The sequence below is a fragment of the Sedimentibacter saalensis genome, assembly GCF_007830175.1.
Classification (GTDB): Bacteria; Bacillota; Clostridia; order Tissierellales; family Sedimentibacteraceae; genus Sedimentibacter; species Sedimentibacter saalensis.
Window position 1 is genome coordinate 1 of the sequence record NZ_VLKH01000008.1, and the last position, 26,862, is coordinate 26,862.

Here is a 26,862-nt window from a genome sequence, read left to right on the forward strand (position 1 = left end):
ATTCCCATGTGGTATTGATTGTATACGTCTGTAAGTCCGTCATAAACCATGTAGTCTATGATTTGGCCGTCTCCCATTCTTTGTCCCCATCTTGTCTTAGGTAAAAGATACGGAGCATTTGTCATGGATTCACATCCTCCGCAAAGTATAACATCGCATTGTCCGCTTTCCACAAATTGTGCAGCCATGCTCACTGCTCTTAAGCCTGAACCGCATACCATATTGATTGTCAGTGCCGGAATTTCTATTGGAACTCCTGCACCCAATGTAACCTGTCTTGCAACGTTTTGTCCAAGACCGGCTCCTAAAACATTTCCAAAATATACTTCTTCGATTGCACTTGGCTCAATGCCTGCTCTTTTAATTGCTTCTTTGGCTGCAATCACGCCTAAGTCAACAGCTGATAACGGTGATAACGCTCCTCCGAAAGAACCTATAGGTGTTCTTGCTGCTGATACTATTACTGCCTTTTTCATATATCCTCCTTGCTAACTATTTTTATTAATTGCCCTTTAATCTATAAAATTATTTGCCTGGTAATCATTATGCAATTTTAATGCCAAAAAAAATACAATTAAAATGCGTTGATATTTTAATTGTATTTTAACTTTTAATATTTATTGACATATTATTTGTTGTATTATTACAACAATTATTCCGTTTTAATTGATTAAATTTAATCAATAAGATGAAAAACATTGATTTAATGCTAATATAATGTGTTGCAATATTACAACACTGTTGTCATTTTACAACAATTATCTTTAAATACAAATTAACAATAAATTACAGGTTCTTCAGCTGATTTTGAATGAGCACACCCACTATGTCTGCAAATCTGTCAAGAGTATTTATTTTTGCAAAATTGCGTCCATAGATTTTTTTTGCCGAGGCTACATCCTCATCAAGTCCTGTGAAAACGCATAACACTGATACGCCTTCGTTAATTCCTTTTTTAACTTCCATTGCCGTGTCTTCAACGCCAGTTGCTCCTGAATATTCAATCCTTGCAGGAATTATGCCCGTAGCAGGATTTGTCTGTATGTCATTTGGCTTGCAATCTGAAAGCACTATGAGTATTTTGTGCTCGCTGTCAGAATTTTTCATCATGTGAAGGGCTGTCCTGATTGCCAGGCCGTCACGGTTGCATCCTGCAGTATTGTAGTTAAAAATTCTGTTATTCTTGTCAGTTTCCATGTAATCGCGATACATATTAATAATGGTGAAATTTCTCAAACTCGAATAGGAATAAACCCTTACAGGAATCTGACACCTTGTTAGGCTTTCTGCAATTATGAACGCTTGCGCAGCTATTATTTCCTGTCTTTCCACCTGAGATGCTGAAGAATCAAGCAAAATGTCAACAGCAATATTTCCGGGATTGTTCCTGAAATTTTTTACAAATATTTTGTTGTCGTCAAGCAGGACGTTTCTCCAAATTTTTTGTGCTGCAAGAGTTCCTGACTTTGACCAGCTTGATGATGATTCAAAATGTGCTATGAGCGTATTTCTGATTTTGTTTGTGAGTTTTGAAATACTTTCATAATTTCTCGCAAAATCTTGCCTGTAATATTCCAAGTTTGTTTCTCTTTGCAGAAGGGCAGATTTTTTGAAGTACTCGGCATCAGCATCATTTCCTGAATTCTTGTCAAACTCTCCCCGAGTAAAGTGAAGATTGGATTTTTTGTGGTTGCCCACACACAAAATATTTTCAAGTTTTTTTGTCATAGGCTCCGAAAGCGTTGAACAGCCAAAATATTTCTGAATAAACTGTCTGTCTTGATTTACTGTCTTATTAGTTGTTCTTATATCAAAAACAACTTTCTTTTGTTTTTCATCCAGTTCCTGAAAACTTAAGTCTCTTGATGTTTCAGCTGACTCATCAACTGCAATGTCCATTGCCGGAGCGCTTTCAAAATTAGATGAAATTTCATCTGTGCCTTCTTTTGTTGCTTCTGCCACAGAACTTCTTTTTTCTTTTTTTCCTGTAAGTGTTTCATAGGTGCCGGCATTGAATCTGAAGTACAATTTGATGATTTGTTTCATGCTGTCTATTATCTGCTCGGTGTCCATATCATTGTGAAACTCAATTGCGTTTAAAATTTCCAGAAGCCTTCCTGAAATTTTAATTTCCTGTCCCAAAGCCCTCATATAATGGGCTTGTTTAACTTCCTGCAATATGTTTTTTTCGGCTGTCCTTCCATTTTCCAAAACCTTACGTGCATAATCCCTTCGAAGATTTTCAAGGACAGGACGTTCATCCCTTATTTTTTCAAAAGCGCTGTTTTCAAGTCCTATCCACGTGAGTTCTCTGTAAAATTCATGATCATTATCGCTTTTGAGATAATTGAAGAAACTTAAGAGTTTAGGATAGTCGTAATGTTTATGAACTGCTCCTATTATAAAGTTAAAATAAAGCTCTGCACTTCCATCTTCTGCATAAGCGCCATCTTCGCTTGTGAATGAATAGTCTCCTGATGCATTCCATATAATGTTCTGAGCCCTCTTTTTTTCGTCGTTATGATTTTCCATATTAATAATTAAAAATTTCTTCCCTTTCAAGTTTGTCAGGTAATCTTAGTCTGATTACATCTTCAACCAGTTTTCTTTCAAAATCATCAAATGACTTATTTGTTATTCCCATCTGCAGTGCCTTGTTTGCTTCAAGCCCTTTGTCCATAAGATTGATTGCTGAAATAAGCCCTCTTAAATCAACTGATTTTGTTGAAATTTCAGAATTTTCGCTTTTTAATCTCAAGTCCTTGAAAAGTCCTGCAAATTGCTCAAGATATTCTTCTTTTAAGTTTGGATATTCTTTATAGAGCATCTTTTTCAGATTTTTCGTTGATATGTTCGGCATGTTTATTACCATGAAACGGGAAGCAAGTGCCTCATTAAGCTCTCTGGTTCCTGCATAACCGTAGTTCATGGTTGCAATGAATCTCCCTGCATCATCAACTTTTATTTTGTCGTAGCCTGGAACATCTATTATTCTTCTGTAGTCCAGTGTTGCGTGGAGTACTGCAACAGAGTCGTTCTTTGCCATGTTTATCTCATCAAGAACCCCGAATCCGCCCCATGCAGCACATTCATATATAGGGCCACGCCTTAATACAACCTGTCCGTTTTCAAATGTGTCCGTTCCTATTAATGAAGAGGAGTCTGTGTTCACATGGAAAGATATATCCCAGCTTGGTCTTGCAAATACTGCTGCAAGATTTTCAGCAAGAACATTTTTACCAGTTGCCTTTGAACCCACAAGAAGAAGATTTTCTCCGCATAATATAGATGTTATTGCTTCTTCCCACACATCGTTTCCGTAATAGTTATATTTTGGACTTGGAATTCTGTATTCCATTTTTGAATCCACTTTATAAAATTTTCTGAATTTATCTATTTCAGTTATCAGTCTCTCACTGATTCCTTCTTTTCTTAAAAAGTCAAGCATTATTGTCTCCTAAATTTAATTTTCAAATAATTAATGATATCTAGAACAACAAATCCATAGCCTGTCTCACGTTATTAACAGGAACTATTTCAATGTCTTTTAAGTCCTTTGTTGCATTTAAGTTAGCTTCAGCAATTACAGCTCTTTCAAATCCCATTTTCTGAGCTTCAATAATTCGTTTTTCTACAGAATTTACTCCCCTTATTTCCCCAGTAAGACCTACCTCGCCCAGGAGAATTGTTTTGAAATCTATTGGAATTTCCTTGAAGCTTGAAGCAAGGGCACAAAGAATTGCAAGGTCGCAAGCAGGTTCCTTAAGCTGCAGTCCACCTGTGACGTTCAAAAAAGTATCTGAACTCTGAAGTGCCAGTCCTGCTTTTTTTTCAAGCACAGCAAGAAGCATTGCTGCCCTGTTGTTGTCAATTCCCGTTGTTATTCTCTTTGCAAAACCGGCAGGTGAATATGTGACCAGAGCTTGTATTTCTATGAGTACAGGTCTTGTTCCTTCCATTGCAGCCGTTACCACGGTTCCATAGGCATCAACTGGCCTGCCCCTCAGGAAAACTTCCGAAGGATTTTCAACTTCAACAAGTCCTTTTTCACGCATTTCAAAAATACCTATTTCATTGGTGGAACCGAAACGGTTTTTAACAGATCTTAAAATTCTGTAGGAAAAATGTCTTTCTCCTTCAAAATAAAGGACAGTATCAACCATGTGTTCCAGAACCCTGGGTCCTGCAATTGCACCTGACTTTGTAACATGGCCCACAATAAATGAAGCCATTTCTCTTACTTTTGTCATACGCATTACCATTGCCGTAACTTCTCTTACCTGGCTTACGCTTCCCGGAGCCGACACAACTTCAGGCGAATAAATTGTCTGTATGGAATCAAGAATCAATAGGTCCGGCTCTTCCTTCTCTACAAAATCTTTTATAATATCTATGTTTGTTTCAGAAAGTATGTAAAGCTCACCTTCACCAAGTCCAAGTCTGTCTGCTCTTAATTTAATTTGTTCACCTGATTCTTCACCTGAAACATAAAGAACCTTTAAGTTCTTTTTTGACACATGGTCAGCAACCTGCAAAAGAAGCGTTGACTTTCCTATGCCCGGATCTCCTCCCACAAGAACAAGTGAACTTTTGATTATACCGCCTCCCAGAACCCTGTCCATTTCCTTGCTGCCAGTAGATATTCTGTCTTTCTTAGAAGACGTTATATTTTGAATTTTTTCTATTTTGCCTTTGCTTATGCCCCTTTGGCTTTTTGTATCAGAGGCTTTTGATTCTATTTCTTCAACAAGAGTGTTCCATTCTCCGCAGGAAGGACATTTTCCAAACCACTTTGCTGTTTCATATCCGCATTCCTGACAAACAAACTTTGTCTTAACCTTTGCCATAATACACCTCATCTATTTATCAAATACAACTATATATAAATTGTAGATTAATGTCAATATATAATGGCAGTGGTTAAGCTGTCTATATCTGTTGGATTTGCTTCGCAAACATAATTAAAATGTTTAGTCATTTTAAACATTTAATGTTCTATATTCACCAAAATCTTTGATATTACCCTAATTTTACCATTTATGTATTGACATTACAATTCGTCACATGTATAATTATAACTGCTTCAAAGTTTAGTAATTTTAAACTTAACTCATGAGAGGTATGTATGAACATAGGAGAAAACCTAAAAAGAATGAGAGTTGCCAATTCTCTCACTCAGCAGGAACTGGCAGACAGATGCGAACTTACAAAGGGATATATTTCGCAGCTTGAAAGAGATTTGACATCTCCATCCATAGCCACATTAACAGACATTTTGGAATGTCTTGGTACAGACCTGGCAAGCTTTTTCAATGAAGCAGTTGACAGCAAAATAGTATTTAAAGAAGAAGATGTGTTTGTGAAGGAAGCAGATGATAACTACATAATTAACTGGGTGGTCCCAAACGCACAGAAAAATGCCATGGAACCCATAATGGTGGAGCTGAAAAGCTACGGCAAGACAAAACTTCATGTCCCCCACGAAGGCGAAGAGTTTGGTTACATACTGTCCGGAACAGTAATGCTCAATTACGGCAGCCAGGTGTACAAGGTTAAAAAAGGAGAATCATTTTATTTCAAATCAAATAAAAATCATTATATAGAAAATGCGAGTAAAAACCCCGCCCGTGTGGTATGGGTCTGCACTCCGCCAAGTTTCTAGCAGGAGAATTAAATGGACAATGCAATTATCGAATTGAATAATATTACTAAAAAATTTGACGGTGAAACTGTTCTTGATGACATTACCCTGTCAGTTAAAAAAAATGAATTTGTAACATTGCTGGGCCCAAGCGGCTGCGGCAAAACAACAACTCTCAGGATTATAGGAGGGTTTGAAACTCCTGATGAAGGAGATGTTTTTTTTGACGGCCATCTTATAAATGATGTTCCTCCTTTCAAGAGGCAGCTGAACACTGTGTTTCAAAAATATTCCCTTTTTCCGCACATGAATGTTTTTGAAAACATTGCATTTGGGCTGAGAATAAAAAAAATGGATGAACGCCTCATTACAAGCAAGGTGGAAAAAATGCTTGAACTTTTCAATTTGAAAAATTACGGAAAACGAAGAATAGACCAATTAAGCGGAGGACAGCAGCAAAGAATTGCCATAGCAAGGGCTCTTGTCAACGAGCCAAAGGTCTTGCTCCTTGATGAACCTCTTGGTGCTCTTGACCTGAAATTAAGAAAAGAAATGCAGCAGGAACTTAAAGCCATGCAGAAGCAAATAGGAATTACATTCATATACGTTACTCACGACCAGGAAGAAGCTCTCACCATGTCAGACACAATTGTTGTAATGAATGACGGAATAATTCAGCAGATGGGTTCTCCAATCGATATTTACAATGAACCTCAGAATGCATTTGTGGCGGATTTCATAGGAGAAAGCAACATTATAGACGGCATAATGCACGATGATTACCTGGTGGAGTTTCTGGGCAAGAAATTTGAATGTCTGGACAAGGGTTTTGGAAAGGGCGAAGAAGTTGATGTTGTTATAAGACCTGAAGATCTTGATATAACTCCTACCGGCCAGGGAAAACTCGAAGGAATTGTAAAATCCGTCACATTCAAGGGAGTGCACTATGAAATGAGAATTGTTGTCCTTGGTTATGAATTTCTGGTTCATTCCACAGACATGGCACCGGCAGGCTCAACAGTCGGGCTCACTCTCACACCGGATGACATTCACATAATGGAAAAGGGGGAATAGATTTGAAGGACAGAACAAAATATTTTGCCTATCCGTACGCTGTATGGATTGTTATATTCATTTTATTTCCATCATTTCTGGTTCTTTTATACAGTCTTACAACAGATTCCGGAGGGCTTACAAACATTAATTTTACAATCGGCAATTTTATTAAGTTTTTCGACCCATTGTACCTGAACATTTTGTGGGATTCCATATTTCTTGCAGCAATATGCACCATTATATGCCTATTGCTGGGATACCCTGCAGCATACATAATTTCAAAATCAAATTTATCAAGACGAAACACCCTGTTGTTCCTGTGCATACTTCCAATGTGGATGAACATGCTCCTTAGAACGTACGCATGGATGACAATTCTTGGGAACAACGGAATACTGAATAATTTGTTTGAATTATTGGGTTTCCCTAAAGTAAACATGCTTTACACCAGGGGTGCAACTGTAATGGGAATGGTTTACAACTTTCTTCCATTCATGATACTTCCCATTTTCACGGCACTGAGCAAAATGGATACAGGGCTTATTGAAGCAGCCGATGATTTGGGGGCTACAAAGTACATTGTGTTCAGAAAAATCATTCTGCCCCTCAGCATGCCCGGCGTAATATCAGGAATAATTATGGTCTTCATGCCTGCAGTAAGCACATTCATCATACCGCAGCTTTTGGGAGGCAACAAAAGCATGATGATTGGAAACCTTGTTGAAAAAATGTTCATATTAAATGGCGACTGGAACTTTGGCTCGGCAATTTCAATAATAATGATGATAATTATTTTGATTTCAATGTCCATCATGAACAAATTTGACGTGGACAAGGAAGGAGGGGCAAGGCTGTGGTAAAAAAACATTTATCAAGAATTTACATGGGGATGATTTTTATTTTCCTTTATGCCCCCATTGCAGTCCTGGCTGTATTTTCCTTCAACGAATCAAAATCCAGGGGAAACTGGACAGGTTTTTCACTCAAGTGGTATGTGGAGCTTTTTCAGGACGTCGACATACGCTCGGCATTTTATTACACCATATCAATTGCACTGATATCCGCCATAGTATCAACAATACTTGGTACAATTGCAGCCATAGGCATCAACAGCATGAAGGGAAAAACTAAATCGATCATGCTAAATATAAACTACCTGCCGGTTGTAAATCCAGACATAGTTACAGGTATTTCCCTCATGATACTTTATATATCATTCAACATTGATTTTGGATTTAAAACAATGCTTATTTCGCACATTGTGTTCAACACTCCATATGTTATATTGTCCATACTTCCAAAGTTAAAGCAAATGGACGTTAATATGACCGAGGCAGCCATGGATCTGGGCGCCACACCCATGTATGCTTTAAGAAAAGTTATAATACCTGAAATCAAGCCTGGAATAGTAACAGGATTTTTGATGGCTTTTACTCTTTCCATAGACGATTTCATCATAAGCTACTTTACAAAAGGAGAAGGTGTAACAAATCTCTCCATAGTAATTTATTCTATGGCAAGAAGAGGAGTTCGTCCTACAATCAACGCGTTATCAACAATAATGCTCACTGTGGTGTTATTGTTAATGATACTTATCAACAAAAGATCAAGCGGAGCTGAAAAAGCTACTAATAAAAGAAAAGAGGCTTAAAATGAAAAATAAATTAATACTTATTATATGTATTATTGCATTGATACTGACTGCAGGATGCAGCAGCAAAACAGAAGAAAAAGAAGTTCTGAATGTGCTGAACTACGACATTTATATGGATAAGACGCTGATTTCAGAATTTGAAAAAGAAAACAATGTTACAATAAAATATGACACATATTCAACACCTGAAGAAATGTACATAAAGGCTAAAGCCGGCGCTTCCGATTACGACCTTATAATTTCAAGCGAATACATGATTGAGAGAATGATAAGCGAAGGAATGGTAAACAAACTTAACTTTGACAACATTCCAAATTACCAGTTCATAGATGAAGAGTTCAAAAATCAGCCATACGATCCCAACAACGAATATGCTGTTCCTTATTTCTGGGGAACATTGGGAATTCTTTATAACAAAACAACAGTTGATGCTTCTTCAGACAGCTGGTCAATGCTTTGGGATGAAAAATATTCACAAAGAATCATAATGATGGATTCCCAAAGAGATGCTTTTGCAGCGGCTCTTAAGCTTTTGGGATATTCATTAAACACAGTTGATGAAAAAGAACTTGATGAAGCAAAAGCGCTTCTCATCAAGCAAAGACCTCTTGTTATGGCGTACATAACTGACGGGGCTCCTGACATTATGATAAATGAAGAAGCAGACATGGCTCTTGTTTGGTCAGGTGAAGCAGTGTCTGCAATGTCAGAAAATGAAAACCTGGACTTTGTGATTCCTAAGGAAGGAAGCAACATCTGGATTGATGCCATGTTTATTCCGTCAACAACCAAAAATCAACCCCTTGCTGAAGAATTCATAAATTTCCTCTGTTCCAAGGAAGCAACATTAAGAAACATTGACGAGGTTTGGTATTCAACAGTGCACACTGAGGCAATCAAAGAAGTTGATGAAGAGCTTTTAAACAATTCAGCCTTCAACATTCCATCAGAAGACATCAAAAAAATGGAAATGTTCCGGGACCCTAAAGAATTCATAGACCTTTACACATCAAGATGGACTGAAATAATGGCAGAATAAAAACACAAATGAGCGCTTTCGCGCTCATTTTTATATTTACAATTATTCGTTGTCAGTTTGTGCTTCTTTTAAATTCACCAAATGAACCGCACTTGATACTGTTATTATTATCAAAGCTGCTAATACCAAGAATGACATATGTATTCCTCCTTTATCCCCTATATATTCCCTGCTACCATAATATTACATGAACCTTGAAGTTTTCTTAAATGTTACAACATTTCAAGGTGCTAGGCACCCTCAGTTTGATGACAAGTAACTTTTGATGCTGTCATTCTGAGTGCGTAGCCCGAAGAATCTCATCTTTTCAATTAAGATGAGGTCCTTCACTATCGTTCAGGATGACAACATCAGGGTTTGTATATGGCCTGAGGGTTTTACAAACCATTTTCTAAAGAAATTCACAATACTTGCACCCTTTGCATATTTCAACCTTGTTTTCAAATATTTTTTTTATTACATCTATAGTATTTGTTGCTTCTTTGTTTTTCTTGTCTATTTTTGCTTCGTGGATAATTATTTTCTTGGGTGATATGCTTAAAAGTATGTTGATTATAATTTCATCGTACAACACTGTTTTTTCAGTAAGTTCTGTTGAAAACTCTGCATTTGTTATGAACGTTAGCTTCTGCATGTTCTTGTCATAAACCTGAAGTTTGTTATTGTTGTACATGATGTTCACAAGTTCATTTTCTTTTTCATCCTTGTCGGATATGAGCTTAATAATACTGATAAAATCAAGGTATTCTTTCTTCATTAGATAAGAATCAATGCATCTTTCAACAACCTGGACTGCGTAAAGCTTTATGAACTTAAGCCTGAAGTTTATAAATCCGTTTAAATTTATTGTACTGGACCTTTCAAGAACTTCCTTGAATTTATTTTTGATTATAAGCTTGATTTTAATGTCATTGTCTATTTCGTCTTCTATGTCTTCTATTATTGATCCCACTTCATCTTCATCAAAATAAAAGTAGTTTTCCTTAAGACAGTTTATGCTTTCCAATTTTGTGTATTCAACCAGAAGTGTTGTCACCTTTGCAATTATTTTTTCAGTGAGTTCTCTTTTATTTAATTTTTCGTTTGTAAAATATCTTACTCGTATATTTCCTTCATCTGTGGAGGATAATTCTATATTAATATCACTTTCATCTAAATTTGTGATTATTTTGATATTATTAAACAATTCATGATTTTCATTTTCATTTAACTCTAATGATAAAAGCTCCACTTAGTCACTCCTCTCTGCCAGGGAGGTCATATTATTGGTATCAGCGATCCCAAATCTATTATTTGCCTTTTTGAAGCTTCTTCATATATATATCCTGCAGTATGGATAAATTGCTTTAATGAACACAAAATATTTTCATCAAGGATTTTGCCTGTTGACAAAAATATTTTTTCACTAATCTTCCCTGCACAGCCACCGATAAACCCGTGGTCATATCCCTTCAGATACACCACCTTGGGATCTATATACATACAGTCTATATTATATGATTTGAGTTTTTCATGTATCAGGACATCTGATGTCAAAGCTTTTGTTTCACTTACTGGGGCTGTGGAACATTTAGAGTAGCCTTGATTGACATGAATGAATTCAACGCCTGCTTCTTCCAAATAATACTTTAAAACCTGGTCTGTATGCTTTGTATTGTGCACAGCATATCTCCCTATTCTTGCTACATTATATGCTATATCCTCAGGATAGTTTCTACACAGAGTTTTTCCACCTTTAATAACTTTTATTCCTTTGTCTTCTAAAACATTTTTATAATAATCGTACACATTTGGAGCAACTATAAATGTTTCAAAATCAACAGGAAAAATAACCATATCCGGATGTCCGTCAACAGGTTCCTGCAAATCCACGCACCTTATGGTTTTTATGGGCTCAATGTTCATTTTTCTTAAATAATTTAAAATTTCATCATCAGCCTTGTAGTCGATTATGACAAATCGCGGCTTTTTATAAGGTAAGTACGGATTCATAATTGCTCCTTGCACAAATTTATGTTTATATAAAATATTTCTATTATTATATCATTTTATCAATATTTCTGATAAAATACATATATATTATTTTGGGGGAAATATAAATGGAAGAATTACATTACTATTTACAAATACGCCTGGCAAAAAATGAGATTTTTTTTGGTCCAGGAGTATTGGCTCTTCTTACTATGACGCAAGAATGTGAATCTTTAAGCGCTGCTGCAAAAAGCATGGACTTATCTTATTCAAAAGCATGCAAAATGGTAAAGGGCGCTGAAACTGCTCTGGGTTTTAAACTTTTGGACAGAAAAATAGGAGGAGCAGGAGGAGGCGGTTCAAAATTAACACCTGAAGGCATAGAATTATTAGAGAAATACTCTTCCTTTATAAATGAACTTAACAGTCACGCCTCTGAGTCCTTTGACAGGTATTTTAGCAAATATATTTAATCATAGCTGCATCAAAAATGCTTTGATGCAGTTATCAGTTCAGCATCAAAATTGAATCATCAGGAACATTCAAATAAAGATATTTATTGTTTTTTCTTTTATTCCATTCATCCTTGCTGACTTTAAATAACATTTCAGAATTTTCATTTCGTATTTTTTGATTCATGTTTTCAACTATTATGGTATATTCAAAGACTTCTTCAACTATTTTATTGATTTTACATACAACCGTATTTTTCACATCTGCTGTGTCTGCTATTTGAAAGCTGTGCTCTCGAATTCCAACATAATTTATATTTTCAGGAACCAGTTCTTCCGTTTCAAATATAAAATCCCAATCAACAGCATAAATTTGATGATTTGATAAAACATTACATTTTGAAATATTCTTGCATCCTGTAAGCCTTGCTGCAGCAAAAAGGTTTGGCTTGGCAAATAATTCTTTTGTCTTTCCTGACAGAACAGTTTTTCCCCGGTCAATAAAAGCAATATTCTCACAGAATCTATATACCTCATCCATGCTGTGGGTGACCATCAACACTTCTCCCTTATAAAGCTTCAATATATCAATAACTTCCGTCTGAAGTTTATCTTTCAAATGTGTGTCCAGTGCAGAAAAAGGCTCGTCCAAAAGCAACACATCAGGCTCATAAGCAAAAATACGCGCCAGGGCCACTCTTTGCTGCTGACCTCCTGAAAGCTGTGAAGGATACTTGTTTTCAAGCCCTTCCAAATGAAATGATTTAATAAGTTCATTGGCCTTGATCTTCTTTTCTTTCTTCGTCATTTTAAGCCCGGAACCTATATTTTGCTCTGCTGTCATATTAGGAAACAATGCGTAATTTTGAAACAAATAACCTATGTTCCTTTCCTGAGGACTTAAATTTATTTTATTCACAGAATCAAAAAGCACTCTCCCATTGAGTACAATCACCCCTTCATCAGGAGTTTCAATACCTGCAATGCATTTAAGAGTCATGCTTTTTCCGCTCCCTGAGGCGCCTAAAATTCCAAGGTATTCTTCATCTGTTTCAAAATCAGCATCCAGTGTGAAACCTTTGTAATATTTCTTTATTGAAACCAATAAACTCATTTTTCCTCATCCTTATTTGCATATTTTCTTCCTTTAATTGTGAAATAGTTCATAAGTGACAGCACAAAAAAGGAAATCATCAATACTACTGCCACATATCCGTATGCTCCTTCCAAGTTGCCTGCTGCAACTTCGGAATAAATTGCCAATGGAAGCGTCCTGGTCTTGTTTGCTATGTTTCCTGCTATCATTGCAGTTGCTCCAAACTCCCCAAGACCTCTTGCAAATGCAAGTACACCTCCTGAAGCTACACCAGGTAGTGCTGATGGCATCACCACACGCCAGAATATTCTCCTTTCTGACATTCCTAGGGTACGACCTGCCATTATTAAAGTTTTATCCACCTGTTCGAATGCTCCTCTTGATGAGCGGTACATAAGAGGAAAAGAAACAACAACAGCAGCCAATACGGTTGCTGTCCATGAAAATACAATTTTGATGCTTAAAAAATCAAGCAGAATTTTTCCAAATGGCCTTTTAACTCCAAAAATCAGCAGGAGAAAAAAACCTAACACAGTTGGCGGAAGCACTAATGGCATTGTCAATAAACCATCAATAACTATCTTTGCCTTGTCAGATTTCATTCCTATAACAAACCTCGCTGCAAAAATTCCAAGGAAAAATGTAATTAAAATTGACAGCGAGGCTGTCCTTAGTGAAATAAGCATTGGAGACCAGTCCATAACCCCTCCTATTTTAAAGACGTAAATCCATATTTTTCAAAAACAGACAAAGCTTCATTGCTTTTCAGGAATTCAATAAGCAATTTTGACGAATCTTTTTTTGTTGAAGATTTTACAATCCCAACAGGATAAATTACAGGGGATACACTTTTTTCAGGTGCTTCTGCTGCAATAACTACATTTTTATTTGAAGCAGCATCTGTTGAATAAACAACACCTGCATCTGCACTTCCTTCAGAAATCCAGTTTAATACTTCGGTTACATTTGTTCCAAGGCTTGATTTTGCTGACACATCATCCCACAGACCAAGATTTTCAAAAATCTCTTTGGCATACTGACCGGCAGGAACACTGTCAGGATCACCTACAGCAACAGTCTCTGCCTTTAAAATTTCTTCGAAAGCAGTAATCCCTTTATCACTATCCTTGGGAACAATTAGGACTACTTTATTTTCAAGAAGCTTGACTATTGATTCCTTAACCATGAGCTCCTGCTCATCCAATGCATTCATCTGCTTCATTGCTGCTGACATGAACACATCAACATCAGCACCCTCTTCGATTTGAGTCTGCAATTTTCCCGAACTGTCATATGTTGCATCCACTTTAATATTGGGATATTTTTCTTCAAACATGGGAATTAGTTCATCTTCAAAACAAATTTTCAGACTTGCTGCTGCTGCAACAAGTAATGTTTCATTTGCAGCAGGTTCAGCCTCATTCACGGAAGAACCCTTATTTTCATCAGTTTCTGCATTTTTGCTGCATGCTGAAAACCCAAGTGCTAAACATACAATTAAAACTACAGCAATAATTTTTTTCACTTCATCCTCCATCAGTTAATTGACTCAACAAACACTTCAACAATACCGCCGCAAACCATACCTTCTTCTTCAGCGTGTCTTCCCGTCATGTCAACTGAGATTAATTTATGTTTTTTATTGTCAATGCACATCAATGCGTCTCCTCTAATGCTTGATTCAACACATCCTCCGCCAATGGTCCCAATCATGGTTCCATCCTTTAACACTAGCATCTTTGTTCCCACGTACCTTGGAGCTGAGCCCCTTCTTGAAACGATTGTAACCATGGCTTTTGGTACTTCTCTTTTTTCATCCATTAGCACGGTATTTAACAATTCATCGCTATAGGCACTTGAACCTGTTTCTTTGTTTTTTACTTCAATAATCTGAGCCATTATTGCCACTGCAATTTCCTCAGGTGTCTCGGCTCCTATTTTCAGTCCTATAGGTGTGTAAACTTCGTTTAATTTTTCCCGGGAAATGCCTTCACTTTCTAAATAATCAAGCACTTTGGCCACCCGAACCTTGCTGCCGATCATGCCTATATAGGCATTTTCCTTTTGGATAATATTTTCAAGGCAAGTCTGGTCATAACGGTGGCCTCTTGTTACAATAACAAAAAACGTGCCACTGCTGCCTTCAATATCTCTTAATGCTTGTTCAAAGGGCTTGCATATAACCTTGTCAGCTCCTGCTTTTGCAGCATTGTTGGCAAATGTGATTCTGTCATCTATTGCCGTCACAGGTAAATCAAGAAGCTTACATATTTTAATAATCGGAATGGAAATATGTCCTCCCCCGCAGACAACAACATTGTAGCTTTGTCTCACGAATTCAACATATATTTTTTCCCCATCTACTGTTAATGACTGGCTCTTTTTGTTTGCAGGCACGGCAGAAATTATTTTTTCCGTGTTCAAATCATTGTTGTCCTTGTATACTATTTCTCCGTCTGATAAAACAATTTTTTCTCCCATGTTATGGCCTGACAGAATATTAATGACTATATTTTCTTTGTTCTTGTCAATTTGTTTAAGAAACTCATAAAAATCCATCTTATTCTCCTATTGTTTACCGCTTATCATTTAAAATTAATATTTTCCGAAATGACAATTTGGGAAGGTGCATACTTGGCACTTCAGGCATTGTCCTCCATATCCCATTCTGGTAATGTCTCTTTTTACAATAATCTCTCCTGCCATTACTCTTGGCAGCAGTATATCAAATGCTGTTGTTGCAGAAAACATCACGCAACCCGGAAGCCCGAAAACAGGAATTCCACCCAAGTACGCAAACAACAACATTGCTCCCGGCAGTACAGGTGACCCGTATGAAACTATGTCTGCACCGGTTGATTTTATTGCACCTGGTGTTTTATCATCAGGGTCCACGGACATTCCTCCGGTTACAACTATGAGTTCTGCTCCCATTTCTTTGCACTTAAGAATAGTTTCCTTGATAATGTCTGAATCATCAGGCACAATAGTCTTATAAAACACTTCAGCTCCAAATTCCAACAGTTTTCTTTCCACAACAGGTCCGAACTTATCTGTTATTCTTCCCTTGTACACTTCACTTCCGGTCACTATTATTGCTGACTTTAAAGCTTTAAACTTCTTGACTTCAAAAATTTTTCCCTTTTCAACGATAATTTTTTCAACATCTTCAATTTTTGTTTTATTTATTTTCAGAGGTATAACTCTGCATCCGCCTATGAGTTCTCCTTCATTTATAGTTCTGTTCCCATGGATTGTGGCAAGACAAATATCTCCAAGTTCATTGACATCATCAAGTACATCACGACTTATCTTAAGCAGTCCTTTATAGTCTGGAAGAATGTTGATTTTTCCTTCACGAGGAGGAGTTGAAAAGTGCACACCCCTGCCGCATATAAGATTTCCTAAAGCCAATGCTGCTTCATCTTCATGGAGTTCATTTTCTTTGAGTTCAAAAATATATATATGTTCTTTACCTATTCTAAGGAGTCTTTTAATATCTTCTTCCTGTATAACATGTCCTTTTTTAAACGCTACTCCTTTGAATTCTCCTGGCACAATTTCCGTAATATCATGCCCAAGCACCATTCCAACTGAATCATCAGTCCTTACTACTTTCATACAAATCCCTTTCACAAAGCAATCCATTTATTTTCATATTTAAAATTCTTGCTATTAACTAATAATGATTTAATAATTATATCAAAATAATGTTGCAAAATATATAATTAACTAAAATTTATTACATTATTTTAAATATCACATGCAAAATATAAATAAAATCGCAAAACATTTGTATTTAAAAAGTTGCTCCGCAACTCCGCTAGGGGGACCTATGTCCCCCTTAGGCGCAAAAAATACTAACGTATTTTTTGCTGAGCACCCCCCTTGACGGCAAGGGCGTCCCGCCCTTTGCAATCCCCGTTTTTTATATACGAGGAAAGAGAACTTTCCTCGTATATAAAAAATCGCACCTGTTTAGAGTGCGATTTTCATTTTTATGATATTATTTTGTATCAAATATACAACATTTCACTCTGAGAATTAACCTCCGGCTAGCAGATGAAGCATTTGAACATCATCACCGTCATTGACTATAGTTGTCTTGTAATCTTCTTCGTCCACGTGCTGACCATTGATTTTAACTATGATTTTAGGCCATGAAAACTTTTTAATCTTCATTATATCTTCAACAGTCATTCCCTGTTCCCACTGAAAATCACGGTTGTTTACTTTTATCATCTACACACCACCTTTTTTTGATTAAGAATGAATAATGAAAAGTTAATAATGAATGAAGGAATTGTGCAACGCACAATTCCAACCACCATTTTTAATTCTTAACTCTTAATTCTTAATTTCTATTGCAGGCCTCTAACAACTTCTATCAGCTCTGGCATATCCATGCCCAGTTCTTTAAGATGTTCTATGGTTGGAACACCGTTTGAATTCCAGCCTCTTCTTTTGTATACTGCATCTGTTAGTTTTTCATACTGGTCTTCTCTGTAGCTTCTCAATACTGACATTTTTTCTTCAGTAGTTTTTCCAGTTATATCATACCCAATTTTTTCTTTTAATTGCGTGTCATATCTTTCCTGTCTTGATTCATATTCTTCTTTTGTAACAGGTCCCATTGAACGGTAAGGAGTTTTGTCATTTTCTCTCAATCCCTTGCCCAATCTTATGTTGAATATTCTCTGGAAGTTGTAAACTCTTTCAGATTCTCTCACCATGTCGTCTGTTCCAAGTCTTTTTCCCGTCACTCCATACACTATGTCCAGGTAATTTTGCACATGTTCAGGAATTTTTGCAGGTTCTGATGTGAACTTGTTGTTTGCAGGAGCTATGTCGTTCCATGGAAGCTTGCACAGACCGTAAAGGCCAAACCATGTTCTGAACATGGGGAAATAATGCAGTGCTTCTGCCTTGTCTTCAAATGTAGGAATCTGGTTGTTAACCATGTCCATGAATATGAGCCATGCTTCATCGTGCTGAGGTCCCTTGTTTGTTAAGCCGTAACCACCCTGCTGAGCCAGTGATTCTTTTGAACCGTACTCTGAATATTCAAGACCTTTTTGCTCCATTCCTATGTCAAACAAGAAATCAGCATCTGCTCCGTACTGTTCAACAAAAAGTTTTTTCATTCTGTGAATTCCCTGGCCTACGACTACACCAAAGCCTTCGCCCTTTGACATCTGGTGGAGCAGCTCAACGGCTGAATAGAAGTTCCCGAAATTAAGTTCAAGACCTCCTGTTATTTCCTTGTTTATTATTCCTCTTTCATAACACTCCATTGCAAATGCCGTAGCAGTACCAAATGAAATTGTGTCAATGCCGTAAGTGTCACAGTAGAAGTTTAGTTCCAAAATTCCTTCCGGATCAAAAATTGCGCAGTTTGATCCAAGACCAGCTGCATTTTCATATTCAGGTCCATCCACTGTAACCTTATGTCCTTTGTATGGTCCGGTTTTTAACAGGAAATTGTCTGCTGCCTTTGCACATGCTAAAGAACAGCCGTACCAGCATCCGTCTTGAACTCCCTGAGTAATGTACTTGTCTATGAATACTGTAGATTTAATTTTTTGAGTGTCAGGATGGCTTCCATACTGATAGTTCATAACAGGAAGCAAGTCATATTCATCCATTACCTCAATAATATTTGCAGTTCCTATTTTCCTCATGTTGTTTTGCTTAGGGTCAAGATCATGAACTTCTTTGTGAAGCTTGATTCCGGTTCTGTTAAGTATTCCCTGGTCAAAAGGATTGTTCAAATCTCCCTTCACTGAGCTGAATTTTACAACAAGAGCCTTTATTTTTTTATCTCTGAATACTGTTCCTATACCTCCGCGGCCTGCTTGTTTTAATCTGGCAACCTTTCTTCGCGGATCATAGAACGTAAAATTCAAAAGACCCATGCGTGTGTGTTCAGCACCGCTTCCGGCAGTTACAACTGCTACGTTTCTTTTGTCTTCTTCGTTATCAGCATACATTTCTGTAAGCTGTTCTCCAAGAACATGACCGTCAACTGCTTCTAAAGGTGCTTCTTCTATTGATACGGTGCCATTGTTGCCGTCAATAACAATTATTATATCCTTTTCTGATTTTCCCTGCAATTCAAGGGCATCCCATCCTGAGAACTTCAATAGAGGGCCAAAGTATCCTCCCACATTTGAATCAATTGGCATGTCTGTGGCAGGTGAAATACTGCAAACAAGAGATTTTCCTGCACCAGGGTACTGGGTAATGCCGCAAACCGGTCCGCCACAAATTATTATTTCATTTTCAGGGTCATTCCACTTTGTTGAAGGTGTTGTGGCATTCCATAAATACCAGAGTCCAAAGCCCTTGCCTCCTACAAATTTATCTTTCATCATCTGGCTTACGGGTTTTGACTCTATTTTATTTTCTGAAACATTTACAAAAAGTGATCTGCCGGTGTATCCCTTGTCAATTTTACCAAGTTCATACTTATATTCCGCCAACAGCTTATGATTATCTCTTAAAACTTTAATATCCATATTCGCTCCTATTTATTAAAAAGTTTATCAAGCTTAAGTTCCTGTGATTGTGAATCATCTTTTTCAGCAATGCTTATAGCTCCTGTTGGACATTTTTTTGCACATAATCCGCAAGCTATGCATTTGAACGGTTCAATATAATCATCATGCTGCCTCATGGACAATTCAGGGCAAAATCCTACGCACATGAAACACCCAACACAAATTTTCTTGTTTATTCTTACTACTCCCTGCTTGTCCCTTGTTATTGCCATTACCGGACAAATATCGATGCATTTTCCGCACTGGCTGCACACGCTGATTTCCGGCTTTCCCTGTTCTTTGTTAATTTGAATGCAGGATTTCAATCTGTCTTTAGTTTTAAAATAGGCACTTGAACACACTTCTTCGCATGTTCCGCACTGAATGCATTTTTGATCATCTTTAGCCAAATATTTCACCATAAACCTCCTGATATACTTCTTTCATTTCAATTTTATTATTGAACTTGCATAAATATTTTATATTTAATTATAAATGATTTTCTTGAATAATTCAATATCGATTAGTTAATTAAACGGTTGTGAATTTTACCATTTGTCATGTTTTATGAGCCAAAACTTTTAAATGTTACCGCTTTTTAAACTCATATATAATATTATGTAGTTCCTGTCCAAAAAATGAGTTTTAATCTTCAAAAATAAATTTTTAAAAAAATCCAGGATATCCCGAATTTAAAAATCATAATGCGTAGGGGAGGACCTCGTGTCCTCCCGTTAATAACCCCGGGCGGACACAAGGTCCGCCCCTACGATATGTGAAAAATTAAGTTTGTCAAAAGAATTAGGGATATCCAGATTCCACTATGACAGTTATTTAATTTAATTTTGAAATTATCAGTGAATTTGAAGTCATAGCACGTAGGGGAGAGTCTTGTGCTCTCCCGTATAATAACCCCGGGCGGACAGAAATCCGCCCCTACGATATGTGAAAAATTAGTTTGTCAAAAAAACGAATCCGGGATATCCCGGATTCCATTAATGTTAAATGCTATTTAAGGTTTTCAAATAAATTTACCAGCTTTTCGCCTTCAAACAAATACTTTTTGTTGCAGAAATGGCACACTGTTTCAATTTTCTGGTCTTCTTCTATGATGTCCTTCAGTTCTTCCTTTCCTAAGGATAAAAGAGCTGAAGCCATTCTTTCTTCAGAGCAGTCACATTTGAAGCTCACAGGTATTTTGTCGGTAATTTCTATTTCAAAATCAGAAAATATTTTTCGTGCAATGTCTTCTACATCATCATCATTGTCGAAGTAATCTGACACTGATTTCATTTTGCCCAATGCATTTTCTAACTTAGTAAGATCTTCTTCCTCAATGAACGGAAGAGGCTGCACTATGAATCCTCCAGCAGACTTTATGTGATAGTCCACATCAACCAGCACTCCCAATGCAACGGCAGACTGCTGTTGTTCAGAAATCCAGTAATAAGATGCTATGTCTTCGCCTATTTCTCCTGTTGTAAGGTCTGTGCTTCCTCCGTAAGGTTCCTTCATTCCTATGTCAGTTAAGACTGTAATTTTTCCGTTTGTTCCTACGGCCCCTCCAACATTTAATTTTCCGTTTTCCTTCAAATCCAAATTAACGTCGGGGTTTTCAACATAGCCCTTTACATGACCCTGGTTGTCAGAAACCACTAGCAATGTTCCAATGGGTCCTCCTCCATTAATGTTAATAGTCAGCCTGTCTTTTTCATTTTTCAACATATATCCCATCATCAGTCCTGCAGTCAATGTCCTTCCAAGGGCTGCAGATGCTGTGGGTGAAGTGTTGTGATGAAGCCTTGCTTCTTCAACTGTGTCAGTTGATTTTACCATGAATATTCTGAATGTTTTTTTCTTATCTATTGCTCTTATCATGTAGTCCATAATATCTCTCTTTCTTAGCTATAATTTTTCAGCGCAAAAAACTGCACGCAAGGATTCCTCAGGTAAGACACCAGATCCATTGTTGTAATCATCGTATATTTTTATGTTGGAGAAACCTTCTGATTTAAGCATGTCAACAATATTTTTTATTGTATGAATGTACTGTGTCTGTTCTTCCGTTATTCTTGAATATTTATCAGATGAATCCCTTACAAAAAAATTAATTTCCATGTCAATTTTATTGCTGCATTCATCAGACATATTTTCCCAAACATAAAAAACTTCACCGTCATCGTAGACATATGTTTCATTGAACATGGTTTCATACTTGTATTCAGTGCTCATGTCAAAGATGAATTTTCCGCCCGGGTTCAAATGCTCACGCACATTCTTGAAAAACAATGCAGTTTGATTTTCTGTAAGATAATTTATTCCGTCACAGCAGCATACACATGCTTCAAACCTGTCGTCAATTTTAAAATTCGTCATGTCTTGATTAAGAAGCTTCACTCCGGGATTTCTGCCCAGCTTCTCATATGCGCGCATGAGCATGTCCTCAGACAGGTCAAAAGCAGTTACCTTTATATCAGCTTCAGCCAATAATCGGGTAATGCTTCCTGTACCACAGGCAGCTTCAAGTATTTTTCTACTGCCATCTATTTTTTCAATTATGAAGGATGTCCATTTTTCGTAATTTATGTCATCCATGAGCAAATCATAAATTTGCGAGAATTCCTTATAGCTTTTATTTTGCATTTTATTTTTTCCTTTGCTTTTTCTTGGCAGTCATCAGTCCGCCAATTCTGCCTGTTTCTTTGGCAGTAAGTCCTCCCCAACCCAATTCTGCGACTTTTTCCATAAGGCCCAGTTCTGCAGCAATCTCCATTTTCATTATGTCTTCAGGTGTTGGTTCTTTTTTCTTTTTTTCAGCCATAATTTCCTCCTTGTAGTATAGAAGTATTATGGTTGAATTTTCATAAATTATTCTTATCTATCTTTTTTGACAAGTAAAATCGCCTTTATTTCCTTCAATGTTAATAGTATTTTGTTCAATGTGAACTGCAAACTTATTAAAATAACAAAAAACATTGTGATCAATATAATTTTTAATTGTAAATTCATAATCACTCCGAAAATTATGATTTGTATTGCTTACTTTGATTTAGCTATTACCTTTATGAATTATAACATAAAATCAAAATATTGGAATAATTTTTTGTTAAAAAAGATAATTATCAAATTGTTAATGTTGGCTAAAATTGATTAACAGTCATATGAATGGGTATAAGTTTAATGGAAATAAAATTTATTCCTAAGGAGGGTAAAATGGAAAAAATACTTGTACCCATTGACGGCTCCGAAGCATCAAACAAAGCTGCTGCCAAGGCTGTTGACATTGCCAGAAAACTAGGAGGAAGTCTTACTTTTATAACTGTTTCTATTAATCCAGTTCCACTCAAGGTGTATGAATATGAACCTTTCTGGGATCCGGAACTAAATGAAATGCTTGATATTATAAAAGGAATTGACAGCAAATTGCTTGAAGATACGCTCAAGAAACTGAATCTTGACAATATAACTTATGATAAAAGGTTTCTTCTTGGAACAGTTGATGAAGAAATTGTTAAAGTTGCCAGAGATGAAAATTACGATATGATTGTAATGGGAAGAAGAGGCTTTTCAAAATTTGAGAGATTTTTTGTAGGTTCAGTTACCCAAAGAGTTATATCAGATGCTCCGTGCCCTGTATTGGTTGTTAACGAACAATAAAAAATTGCAGCCATGCTGCAATTTTTTTATTAATTTGACATAATGCTCAGGCTGTACAGAGGATTAATAAATTAAATACTATATCTTCTTAAAAATATTAAATAAAATTTTACATTAAGTGCTGAAAAATGTTAATATAACATATTATTAAAAAACAGCGATTCATTATAGAATCGCTGTTTTAATCATATTACTTTGCTGACTTATTATTTTTATATTTTTGGATAGCAATTATCACAGCCAATATGGCAAATCCGATAATGTCCTGGTACACATTTTCAGTTATTAGAAGAAGCGATCCTGCAAACGCAGCTATCCTTAAAACGAAATTGATTTTTCCGTTTAGATATCCTTCTGCTGAAGCTCCTATCATAAACACGCCAATCATAGAAGTTATTATTACACGTATAGCTATCATAGGTGTGGTATCAATAAGAAGCAATGATGTGTTGTAAACAAACATATACGGTACAATGAATCCTGCAAGTGCAAGCTTCACTGACTGAAGCCCTGTCTTCATCGGGTCTCCCCCTGATATTCCTGCAGCTGCAAATGATGCCAGAGCAACAGGTGGTGTCAGGTTTGCAAACATTGCATAGTAGAACACGAACATGTGAGCTGCTATGTCAGGAACTCCAAGCTGAATAAGAGCAGGGGCTGCCATTGTTGCCGTGATCAAGTACGCAGGTATTGAAGGAAGTCCCATTCCAAGTATCATACATGTAACCATTGTAAGCACAAGAGTTGCCATGAGGTTTGATTTACCAAGAAGTATGATGGCATTTGCCATATTAAGCCCGAAACCTGTAAGGCTAACCACTCCAATGATTATTCCAACAACAGCGCATGCAACTGCAACCGATACTGTAGAGCGTGTTCCTTCTTCAAAGGCATCCATGAGGTCCTTCATGCTCATTCTTGTTTCCTTCTTCATCATGCTTATTGCTATGGTCACAACAATTGTAAGGAACGCTGAGAATATAACTGTCTTGCCGCTGAAAAGAAGCATGTATAAAAGAAATATTATTGGTATAATAAGGTGTCCTCTGGTCTTCATAACATCGCTGACCTTTGGCAGCTCTTCTTTAGGTACACCAATCAGGTTGTTCTTGTTGGCTCTTAATTGAACCTGCACCATTATTCCAAAATAATAAAGAAGCGCAGGAATAGCAGCACTTACTACTATAACCCCGTATTTAACCCCAAGCATCTCTGCCATAATGAATGCAGCAGCTCCCATAATAGGAGGAAGAAGCTGTCCTCCAACTGATGCAGTGGCCTCTACAGAGCCTGCAAATTCTTTGCTATATCCCGTTTTTTTCATGAGAGGAATTGTGAACGCACCTGTAGTAACAACATTTGCTACGGCTGAACCATTGATGCTTCCCAAAAACCCGCTGGCAATTACAGCAACCTTTGCAGGTCCTCCCTTTGTATGCCCAGCAAGAGCAAGGGCTATGTCATTGAAAAACTGTCCCATGCCCGACTTATTCATAACTGAACCAAACAATATGAAAAGGAATATATAGCTTGCAGCAACATTTACGCTTGTACCGTAAATTCCTTCTGTGTTTATGAAAATGTGGTTAACCAGTTTCGTCCAATTGTATCCCCTGTGAGTGAAAATTCCCGGCATGTCCTTGCCGAACAAACCGTAAAGAATAAACAACAGGCTTAAAATTACCAGAGGCCATCCTGAAATTCTTCTTGAAGCCTCAAGAACAGTAATTATGAGCATTGTACCCATAATGATGTCCATGGTGTTAGGCATACCCATTCTGTTTATAAAATTCTCGTAATCAAACCAAACATATGCAGCAACCGCAACAGACATGAGTGCGAAAACCACATCGTACCAAGTTGCCTTCTTCCTGCTGCTCTTGTTTGTGGCAGGATAGAGAAAGAATGTCATAAAAAGCATCATAGCAACGTGCAGAGATCTATGCTTATGAGTTGCGGGATATCCTATGAAGGATGTTGTAAAATGGTATAAAGCTATTATTATTGCAGTCCAGTATATGAATTTTGCCAAATTCTTATTTTCAAGTTTTCTTGTTTTGGATTCCTTGTCAAACTTCTCAAGTATTTCCGTTTGCTTATCTTCAATTGCTATATTCTTGTTGTCTAGCGAATTGGCCATAAAATATTTTTCTCCTTTACTTGTAAAATGCATGGCTCGTGGTGCGGCAAGCTGCTTCCCTCAATGAGTATGCTGCCGTTAAGCCCTATTTGCGCAAGCGCTGTATTTGAATTAATCCACTTTATTTCATTAAATATCTGATTGATATTTCTCATATATATAATTCCGTTTTCTACTGAAACCTCTCCCTTATTTTCCGGGATCCCGGCTCCAAAACCAGCAACTGAAATGCTGTTAAGCATTAACTGGTTATTTTTTGTTACTGTGTATTCTTCGTTCCATGGTATGTGTTCAAAGGAATGAATCCACGAATATTCAATTATATCTTTTTCATGTACTATTGTCTTAAGATAAACTTCACCTGTAATTTGATGAGAGATAGTTAAAACTTTTATACGTCTTGTTCCTGCAAACAAAAGAACTGCTAAAACAAATATTGTTATAAGAATTTTTATTGGGGATGAAGCTGTACGCTTCATCCCTTCACTGCCGTAATTAAAGCAATGTTCATTGCTTTTATTCAGCAGGTTCTTTTTATTTTTCATTATTTAATGCCTTGTTCCTCATAGTATTTAATTGCTCCTGGATGGAAAGGAATTTCAACTCCTATGTGAGAATTTTCAAGAGATATATGCTTTGCTGCTGTTGCATGGGAAGCCTTGATGTCCTCTATGTTGTCAAATATACCCTTTGTAAGGTCATATACAACTTCATCAGGAAGATCTTTGCTAACAAGCATTATGTTTCTTACTGCAACTGTGTTTACATCTGTATCTGTTCCATATGTGTCCGCAGGAATAACCTCGGGCACAAAGAACGGATATTTTTCTGTAAGATTTTTAAGTCCTTCACCTTCTATTGGAACAACAACTATGTCTGCTGAAGTTCCAAGTTCCATAACAGTTGCATTAGGAATTCCGCTTGTTACAAATACTGCATCAACCAAACCGTTTTTCATCTGATCTATTGCTTCACCGTAGTTCAGGTAATCAACCTTGCTGTCCTCATAAGTCATACCATGAGCTTCGTACATCATTCTCGCATTGAGTTCAACCCCTGAGTTAGGAGCTCCGATTCCAACTTTTTTTCCCTTTAGGTCTTCAAATTTTGTAATTCCTGTATTCTTTGTAGTCACCAGCTGCACGTAGTTCGGATAAAGACCCAGTATACATCTTAAGTCCTCTGCATGTTTTTTGCCTTCAAATGCACCGAATGCGCCGTATGCCTGTGCAACGGAGTCAGACATTGTTATTGCAAGTTCAGCATCTCCTGTCAAAATAAGATTAATATTTTCAACAGAAGCTCCTGTTGCCTGAGCTGAAGATTTGTAACCTAATTTATTTTGAAACACACTGGAGAAAGCTCCTCCAATGGGATAATACAAACCGCTTGTGGGACCTGTTGCAACAGTAATGAAGTATTTACTTCTGTCTATTTCCTTTGAATCGTCCCCTTCATTTTTGTCTGTTGCTGCCTTGTCTGGTTCTGCAGGGGCACTTTGGCTACTGCAAGCTGTAAATGCAGTTGCTGCAATAAGTGTAACTGATAATAATAAAGCTAGTTTTTTGCGTATCATAATTACTCTCCTTTTATGAAATTTATTCTGAACATTTGCAC

At 36.9% G+C, this 26,862-nt stretch carries 27 protein-coding genes; 7 read left to right on the plus strand and 20 right to left on the minus strand.

Annotated features, from left to right (window positions below):
- From LY60_RS12740 to radA, 4 genes are all read right to left on the minus strand, one after another.
- The coding region (locus LY60_RS12740) for a thiolase family protein (protein ID WP_281291856.1) at positions 1–476 on the minus strand (476 nt) is incomplete at its 3' end.
- A 310-nt stretch (positions 477–786) separates the two neighbouring features.
- Positions 787–2,532, minus strand: a complete 1,746-nt coding sequence (locus LY60_RS12745) for a vWA domain-containing protein (RefSeq protein WP_145084466.1) — start codon at positions 2,530–2,532, stop codon at positions 787–789.
- A gap of 1 nt (position 2,533) precedes the next feature.
- Positions 2,534–3,448, minus strand: a complete 915-nt coding sequence (locus tag LY60_RS12750) for an AAA family ATPase (protein WP_145084469.1) — start codon at positions 3,446–3,448, stop codon at positions 2,534–2,536.
- A 40-nt stretch (positions 3,449–3,488) separates the two neighbouring features.
- Positions 3,489–4,847, minus strand: coding sequence for a DNA repair protein RadA (gene radA, locus LY60_RS12755; protein ID WP_145084472.1), 1,359 nt, complete (start codon positions 4,845–4,847; stop codon positions 3,489–3,491).
- Between the two features lie 278 nt (positions 4,848–5,125).
- Here radA and LY60_RS12760 point away from each other — a divergent pair, with 278 nt between their 5' ends.
- The 5 genes from LY60_RS12760 to LY60_RS12780 are packed head-to-tail and all read left to right on the plus strand — an operon-like array spanning position 5,126 to position 9,390.
- Entirely contained in the window at positions 5,126–5,662 is a 537-nt protein-coding gene (locus LY60_RS12760) for a helix-turn-helix domain-containing protein (protein ID WP_019228312.1), read from the plus strand.
- Positions 5,663–5,674: 12 nt separating this feature from the next.
- Positions 5,675–6,715 (plus strand): spermidine/putrescine ABC transporter ATP-binding protein, encoded by a 1,041-nt coding sequence (gene potA / locus LY60_RS12765; protein WP_145084475.1) that lies wholly within the window; start codon positions 5,675–5,677, stop codon positions 6,713–6,715.
- Positions 6,716–6,717: 2 nt separating this feature from the next.
- The gene (locus tag LY60_RS12770; protein ID WP_145084478.1) at positions 6,718–7,557 is read left to right on the plus strand and encodes an ABC transporter permease; all 840 of its coding nucleotides are present in this window, start codon (positions 6,718–6,720) and stop codon (positions 7,555–7,557) included.
- Complete coding sequence (locus LY60_RS12775; RefSeq protein ID WP_212633486.1) at positions 7,551–8,348, plus strand: ABC transporter permease; 798 nt, start codon at positions 7,551–7,553, stop codon at positions 8,346–8,348. The genes LY60_RS12770 and LY60_RS12775 overlap by 7 nt, the downstream gene beginning before the upstream one ends.
- A gap of 1 nt (position 8,349) precedes the next feature.
- Entirely contained in the window at positions 8,350–9,390 is a 1,041-nt protein-coding gene (locus tag LY60_RS12780; protein ID WP_145084481.1) for an ABC transporter substrate-binding protein, read from the plus strand.
- A gap of 391 nt (positions 9,391–9,781) precedes the next feature.
- Here LY60_RS12780 and ytxC read toward each other — a convergent pair whose 3' ends face one another.
- Together ytxC and LY60_RS12790 are read right to left on the minus strand one after the other, a co-directional pair.
- On the minus strand, positions 9,782–10,621 hold the full coding sequence (ytxC, locus tag LY60_RS12785) for a sporulation protein YtxC (protein ID WP_145084484.1): 840 nt from the start codon (positions 10,619–10,621) through the stop codon (positions 9,782–9,784).
- 26 nt (positions 10,622–10,647) lie between these two features.
- On the minus strand, positions 10,648–11,382 hold the full coding sequence (locus tag LY60_RS12790) for a DUF6873 family GME fold protein (RefSeq protein WP_145084487.1): 735 nt from the start codon (positions 11,380–11,382) through the stop codon (positions 10,648–10,650).
- A gap of 107 nt (positions 11,383–11,489) precedes the next feature.
- Between LY60_RS12790 and LY60_RS12795 the strand changes: the two genes are divergently transcribed.
- Positions 11,490–11,834, plus strand: a complete 345-nt coding sequence (locus tag LY60_RS12795) for a winged helix-turn-helix domain-containing protein (RefSeq protein WP_145084490.1) — start codon at positions 11,490–11,492, stop codon at positions 11,832–11,834.
- Between the two features lie 34 nt (positions 11,835–11,868).
- Here LY60_RS12795 and LY60_RS12800 read toward each other — a convergent pair whose 3' ends face one another.
- From LY60_RS12800 to LY60_RS12850, 11 genes are all read right to left on the minus strand, one after another.
- Positions 11,869–12,927 (minus strand): sulfate/molybdate ABC transporter ATP-binding protein, encoded by a 1,059-nt coding sequence (locus tag LY60_RS12800; RefSeq protein WP_145084493.1) that lies wholly within the window; start codon positions 12,925–12,927, stop codon positions 11,869–11,871.
- Positions 12,924–13,610 (minus strand): molybdate ABC transporter permease subunit, encoded by a 687-nt coding sequence (modB, locus tag LY60_RS12805; protein WP_145084495.1) that lies wholly within the window; start codon positions 13,608–13,610, stop codon positions 12,924–12,926. The genes LY60_RS12800 and modB overlap by 4 nt, the downstream gene beginning before the upstream one ends.
- Positions 13,611–13,618: 8 nt before the next feature.
- A complete protein-coding gene (gene modA / locus LY60_RS12810) occupies positions 13,619–14,446 on the minus strand; it encodes a molybdate ABC transporter substrate-binding protein (RefSeq protein ID WP_145084498.1) in 828 nt (275 codons plus the stop codon).
- Positions 14,446–15,468 carry an XdhC family protein gene (locus LY60_RS12815; protein WP_145084501.1) on the minus strand — a complete coding sequence of 341 codons (1,023 nt, stop codon included), beginning with the start codon at positions 15,466–15,468 and terminating at the stop codon, positions 14,446–14,448. Before LY60_RS12815 ends, modA begins: the two co-directional genes overlap by 1 nt.
- Positions 15,469–15,504: 36 nt before the next feature.
- Entirely contained in the window at positions 15,505–16,530 is a 1,026-nt protein-coding gene (locus LY60_RS12820; RefSeq protein ID WP_145084504.1) for a molybdopterin-binding protein, read from the minus strand.
- 423 nt (positions 16,531–16,953) lie between these two features.
- Positions 16,954–17,151, minus strand: coding sequence for a sulfur carrier protein ThiS (gene thiS / locus LY60_RS12825; protein WP_019228326.1), 198 nt, complete (start codon positions 17,149–17,151; stop codon positions 16,954–16,956).
- Between the two features lie 119 nt (positions 17,152–17,270).
- Positions 17,271–19,427 carry an aldehyde ferredoxin oxidoreductase family protein gene (locus LY60_RS12830; protein ID WP_145084509.1) on the minus strand — a complete coding sequence of 719 codons (2,157 nt, stop codon included), beginning with the start codon at positions 19,425–19,427 and terminating at the stop codon, positions 17,271–17,273.
- An 8-nt stretch (positions 19,428–19,435) separates the two neighbouring features.
- Positions 19,436–19,867 (minus strand): 4Fe-4S binding protein, encoded by a 432-nt coding sequence (locus LY60_RS12835; RefSeq protein WP_246145458.1) that lies wholly within the window; start codon positions 19,865–19,867, stop codon positions 19,436–19,438.
- 589 nt (positions 19,868–20,456) lie between these two features.
- Positions 20,457–21,335 (minus strand): Hsp33 family molecular chaperone HslO, encoded by an 879-nt coding sequence (gene hslO / locus LY60_RS12840; RefSeq protein WP_145084512.1) that lies wholly within the window; start codon positions 21,333–21,335, stop codon positions 20,457–20,459.
- An 18-nt stretch (positions 21,336–21,353) separates the two neighbouring features.
- Positions 21,354–22,091, minus strand: a complete 738-nt coding sequence (locus tag LY60_RS12845; RefSeq protein ID WP_145084515.1) for a class I SAM-dependent DNA methyltransferase — start codon at positions 22,089–22,091, stop codon at positions 21,354–21,356.
- Between the two features lies 1 nt (position 22,092).
- Positions 22,093–22,269 carry an alpha/beta-type small acid-soluble spore protein gene (locus LY60_RS12850; RefSeq protein WP_019228331.1) on the minus strand — a complete coding sequence of 59 codons (177 nt, stop codon included), beginning with the start codon at positions 22,267–22,269 and terminating at the stop codon, positions 22,093–22,095.
- 392 nt (positions 22,270–22,661) lie between these two features.
- On the opposite strand from LY60_RS12850, the gene LY60_RS12855 reads away from it, so the two are divergent.
- Positions 22,662–23,105, plus strand: a complete 444-nt coding sequence (locus LY60_RS12855; protein ID WP_170226217.1) for a universal stress protein — start codon at positions 22,662–22,664, stop codon at positions 23,103–23,105.
- Between the two features lie 190 nt (positions 23,106–23,295).
- Here the strand turns inward: LY60_RS12855 and LY60_RS12860 are convergent, their stop codons facing one another.
- Genes LY60_RS12860 through LY60_RS12870 form a run of 3 tightly spaced genes read right to left on the minus strand, consistent with a single transcriptional unit; the run spans position 23,296 to position 26,821 of the window.
- Complete coding sequence (locus tag LY60_RS12860; RefSeq protein WP_145084521.1) at positions 23,296–25,245, minus strand: TRAP transporter permease; 1,950 nt, start codon at positions 25,243–25,245, stop codon at positions 23,296–23,298.
- The gene (locus tag LY60_RS12865; protein WP_145084524.1) at positions 25,230–25,790 is read right to left on the minus strand and encodes a DUF1850 domain-containing protein; all 561 of its coding nucleotides are present in this window, start codon (positions 25,788–25,790) and stop codon (positions 25,230–25,232) included. Before LY60_RS12865 ends, LY60_RS12860 begins: the two co-directional genes overlap by 16 nt.
- Positions 25,790–26,821, minus strand: a complete 1,032-nt coding sequence (locus tag LY60_RS12870; protein ID WP_145084527.1) for a TAXI family TRAP transporter solute-binding subunit — start codon at positions 26,819–26,821, stop codon at positions 25,790–25,792. The genes LY60_RS12865 and LY60_RS12870 overlap by 1 nt, the downstream gene beginning before the upstream one ends.
- Positions 26,822–26,862 lie beyond the last annotated feature (41 nt).

Bases quoted from the DNA above. Each gene is read 5' to 3' on its own strand.
- hslO (WP_145084512.1), bottom strand. From the start codon at position 21,335: ATGGACTACATGATAAGAGCAATAGATAAGAAAAAAACATTCAGAATA.
- LY60_RS12790 (WP_145084487.1), bottom strand. From the start codon at position 11,382: ATGAATCCGTACTTACCTTATAAAAAGCCGCGATTTGTCATAATCGAC.
- LY60_RS12795 (WP_145084490.1), top strand. From the start codon at position 11,490: ATGGAAGAATTACATTACTATTTACAAATACGCCTGGCAAAAAATGAG.
- modA (WP_145084498.1), bottom strand. From the start codon at position 14,446: ATGGAGGATGAAGTGAAAAAAATTATTGCTGTAGTTTTAATTGTATGT.
- LY60_RS12870 (WP_145084527.1), bottom strand. From the start codon at position 26,821: ATGATACGCAAAAAACTAGCTTTATTATTATCAGTTACACTTATTGCA.
- LY60_RS12865 (WP_145084524.1), bottom strand. From the start codon at position 25,790: ATGAAAAATAAAAAGAACCTGCTGAATAAAAGCAATGAACATTGCTTT.
- potA (WP_145084475.1), top strand. From the start codon at position 5,675: ATGGACAATGCAATTATCGAATTGAATAATATTACTAAAAAATTTGAC.
- LY60_RS12850 (WP_019228331.1), bottom strand. From the start codon at position 22,269: ATGGCTGAAAAAAAGAAAAAAGAACCAACACCTGAAGACATAATGAAA.
- LY60_RS12800 (WP_145084493.1), bottom strand. From the start codon at position 12,927: ATGAGTTTATTGGTTTCAATAAAGAAATATTACAAAGGTTTCACACTG.
- LY60_RS12860 (WP_145084521.1), bottom strand. From the start codon at position 25,245: ATGGCCAATTCGCTAGACAACAAGAATATAGCAATTGAAGATAAGCAA.
- thiS (WP_019228326.1), bottom strand. From the start codon at position 17,151: ATGATAAAAGTAAACAACCGTGATTTTCAGTGGGAACAGGGAATGACT.
- LY60_RS12780 (WP_145084481.1), top strand. From the start codon at position 8,350: ATGAAAAATAAATTAATACTTATTATATGTATTATTGCATTGATACTG.
- LY60_RS12815 (WP_145084501.1), bottom strand. From the start codon at position 15,468: ATGGATTTTTATGAGTTTCTTAAACAAATTGACAAGAACAAAGAAAAT.
- LY60_RS12745 (WP_145084466.1), bottom strand. From the start codon at position 2,532: ATGGAAAATCATAACGACGAAAAAAAGAGGGCTCAGAACATTATATGG.
- LY60_RS12855 (WP_170226217.1), top strand. From the start codon at position 22,662: ATGGAAAAAATACTTGTACCCATTGACGGCTCCGAAGCATCAAACAAA.
- LY60_RS12820 (WP_145084504.1), bottom strand. From the start codon at position 16,530: ATGAAAGTAGTAAGGACTGATGATTCAGTTGGAATGGTGCTTGGGCAT.
- modB (WP_145084495.1), bottom strand. From the start codon at position 13,610: ATGGACTGGTCTCCAATGCTTATTTCACTAAGGACAGCCTCGCTGTCA.
- LY60_RS12830 (WP_145084509.1), bottom strand. From the start codon at position 19,427: ATGGATATTAAAGTTTTAAGAGATAATCATAAGCTGTTGGCGGAATAT.
- LY60_RS12760 (WP_019228312.1), top strand. From the start codon at position 5,126: ATGAACATAGGAGAAAACCTAAAAAGAATGAGAGTTGCCAATTCTCTC.
- LY60_RS12750 (WP_145084469.1), bottom strand. From the start codon at position 3,448: ATGCTTGACTTTTTAAGAAAAGAAGGAATCAGTGAGAGACTGATAACT.
- LY60_RS12845 (WP_145084515.1), bottom strand. From the start codon at position 22,091: ATGCAAAATAAAAGCTATAAGGAATTCTCGCAAATTTATGATTTGCTC.
- radA (WP_145084472.1), bottom strand. From the start codon at position 4,847: ATGGCAAAGGTTAAGACAAAGTTTGTTTGTCAGGAATGCGGATATGAA.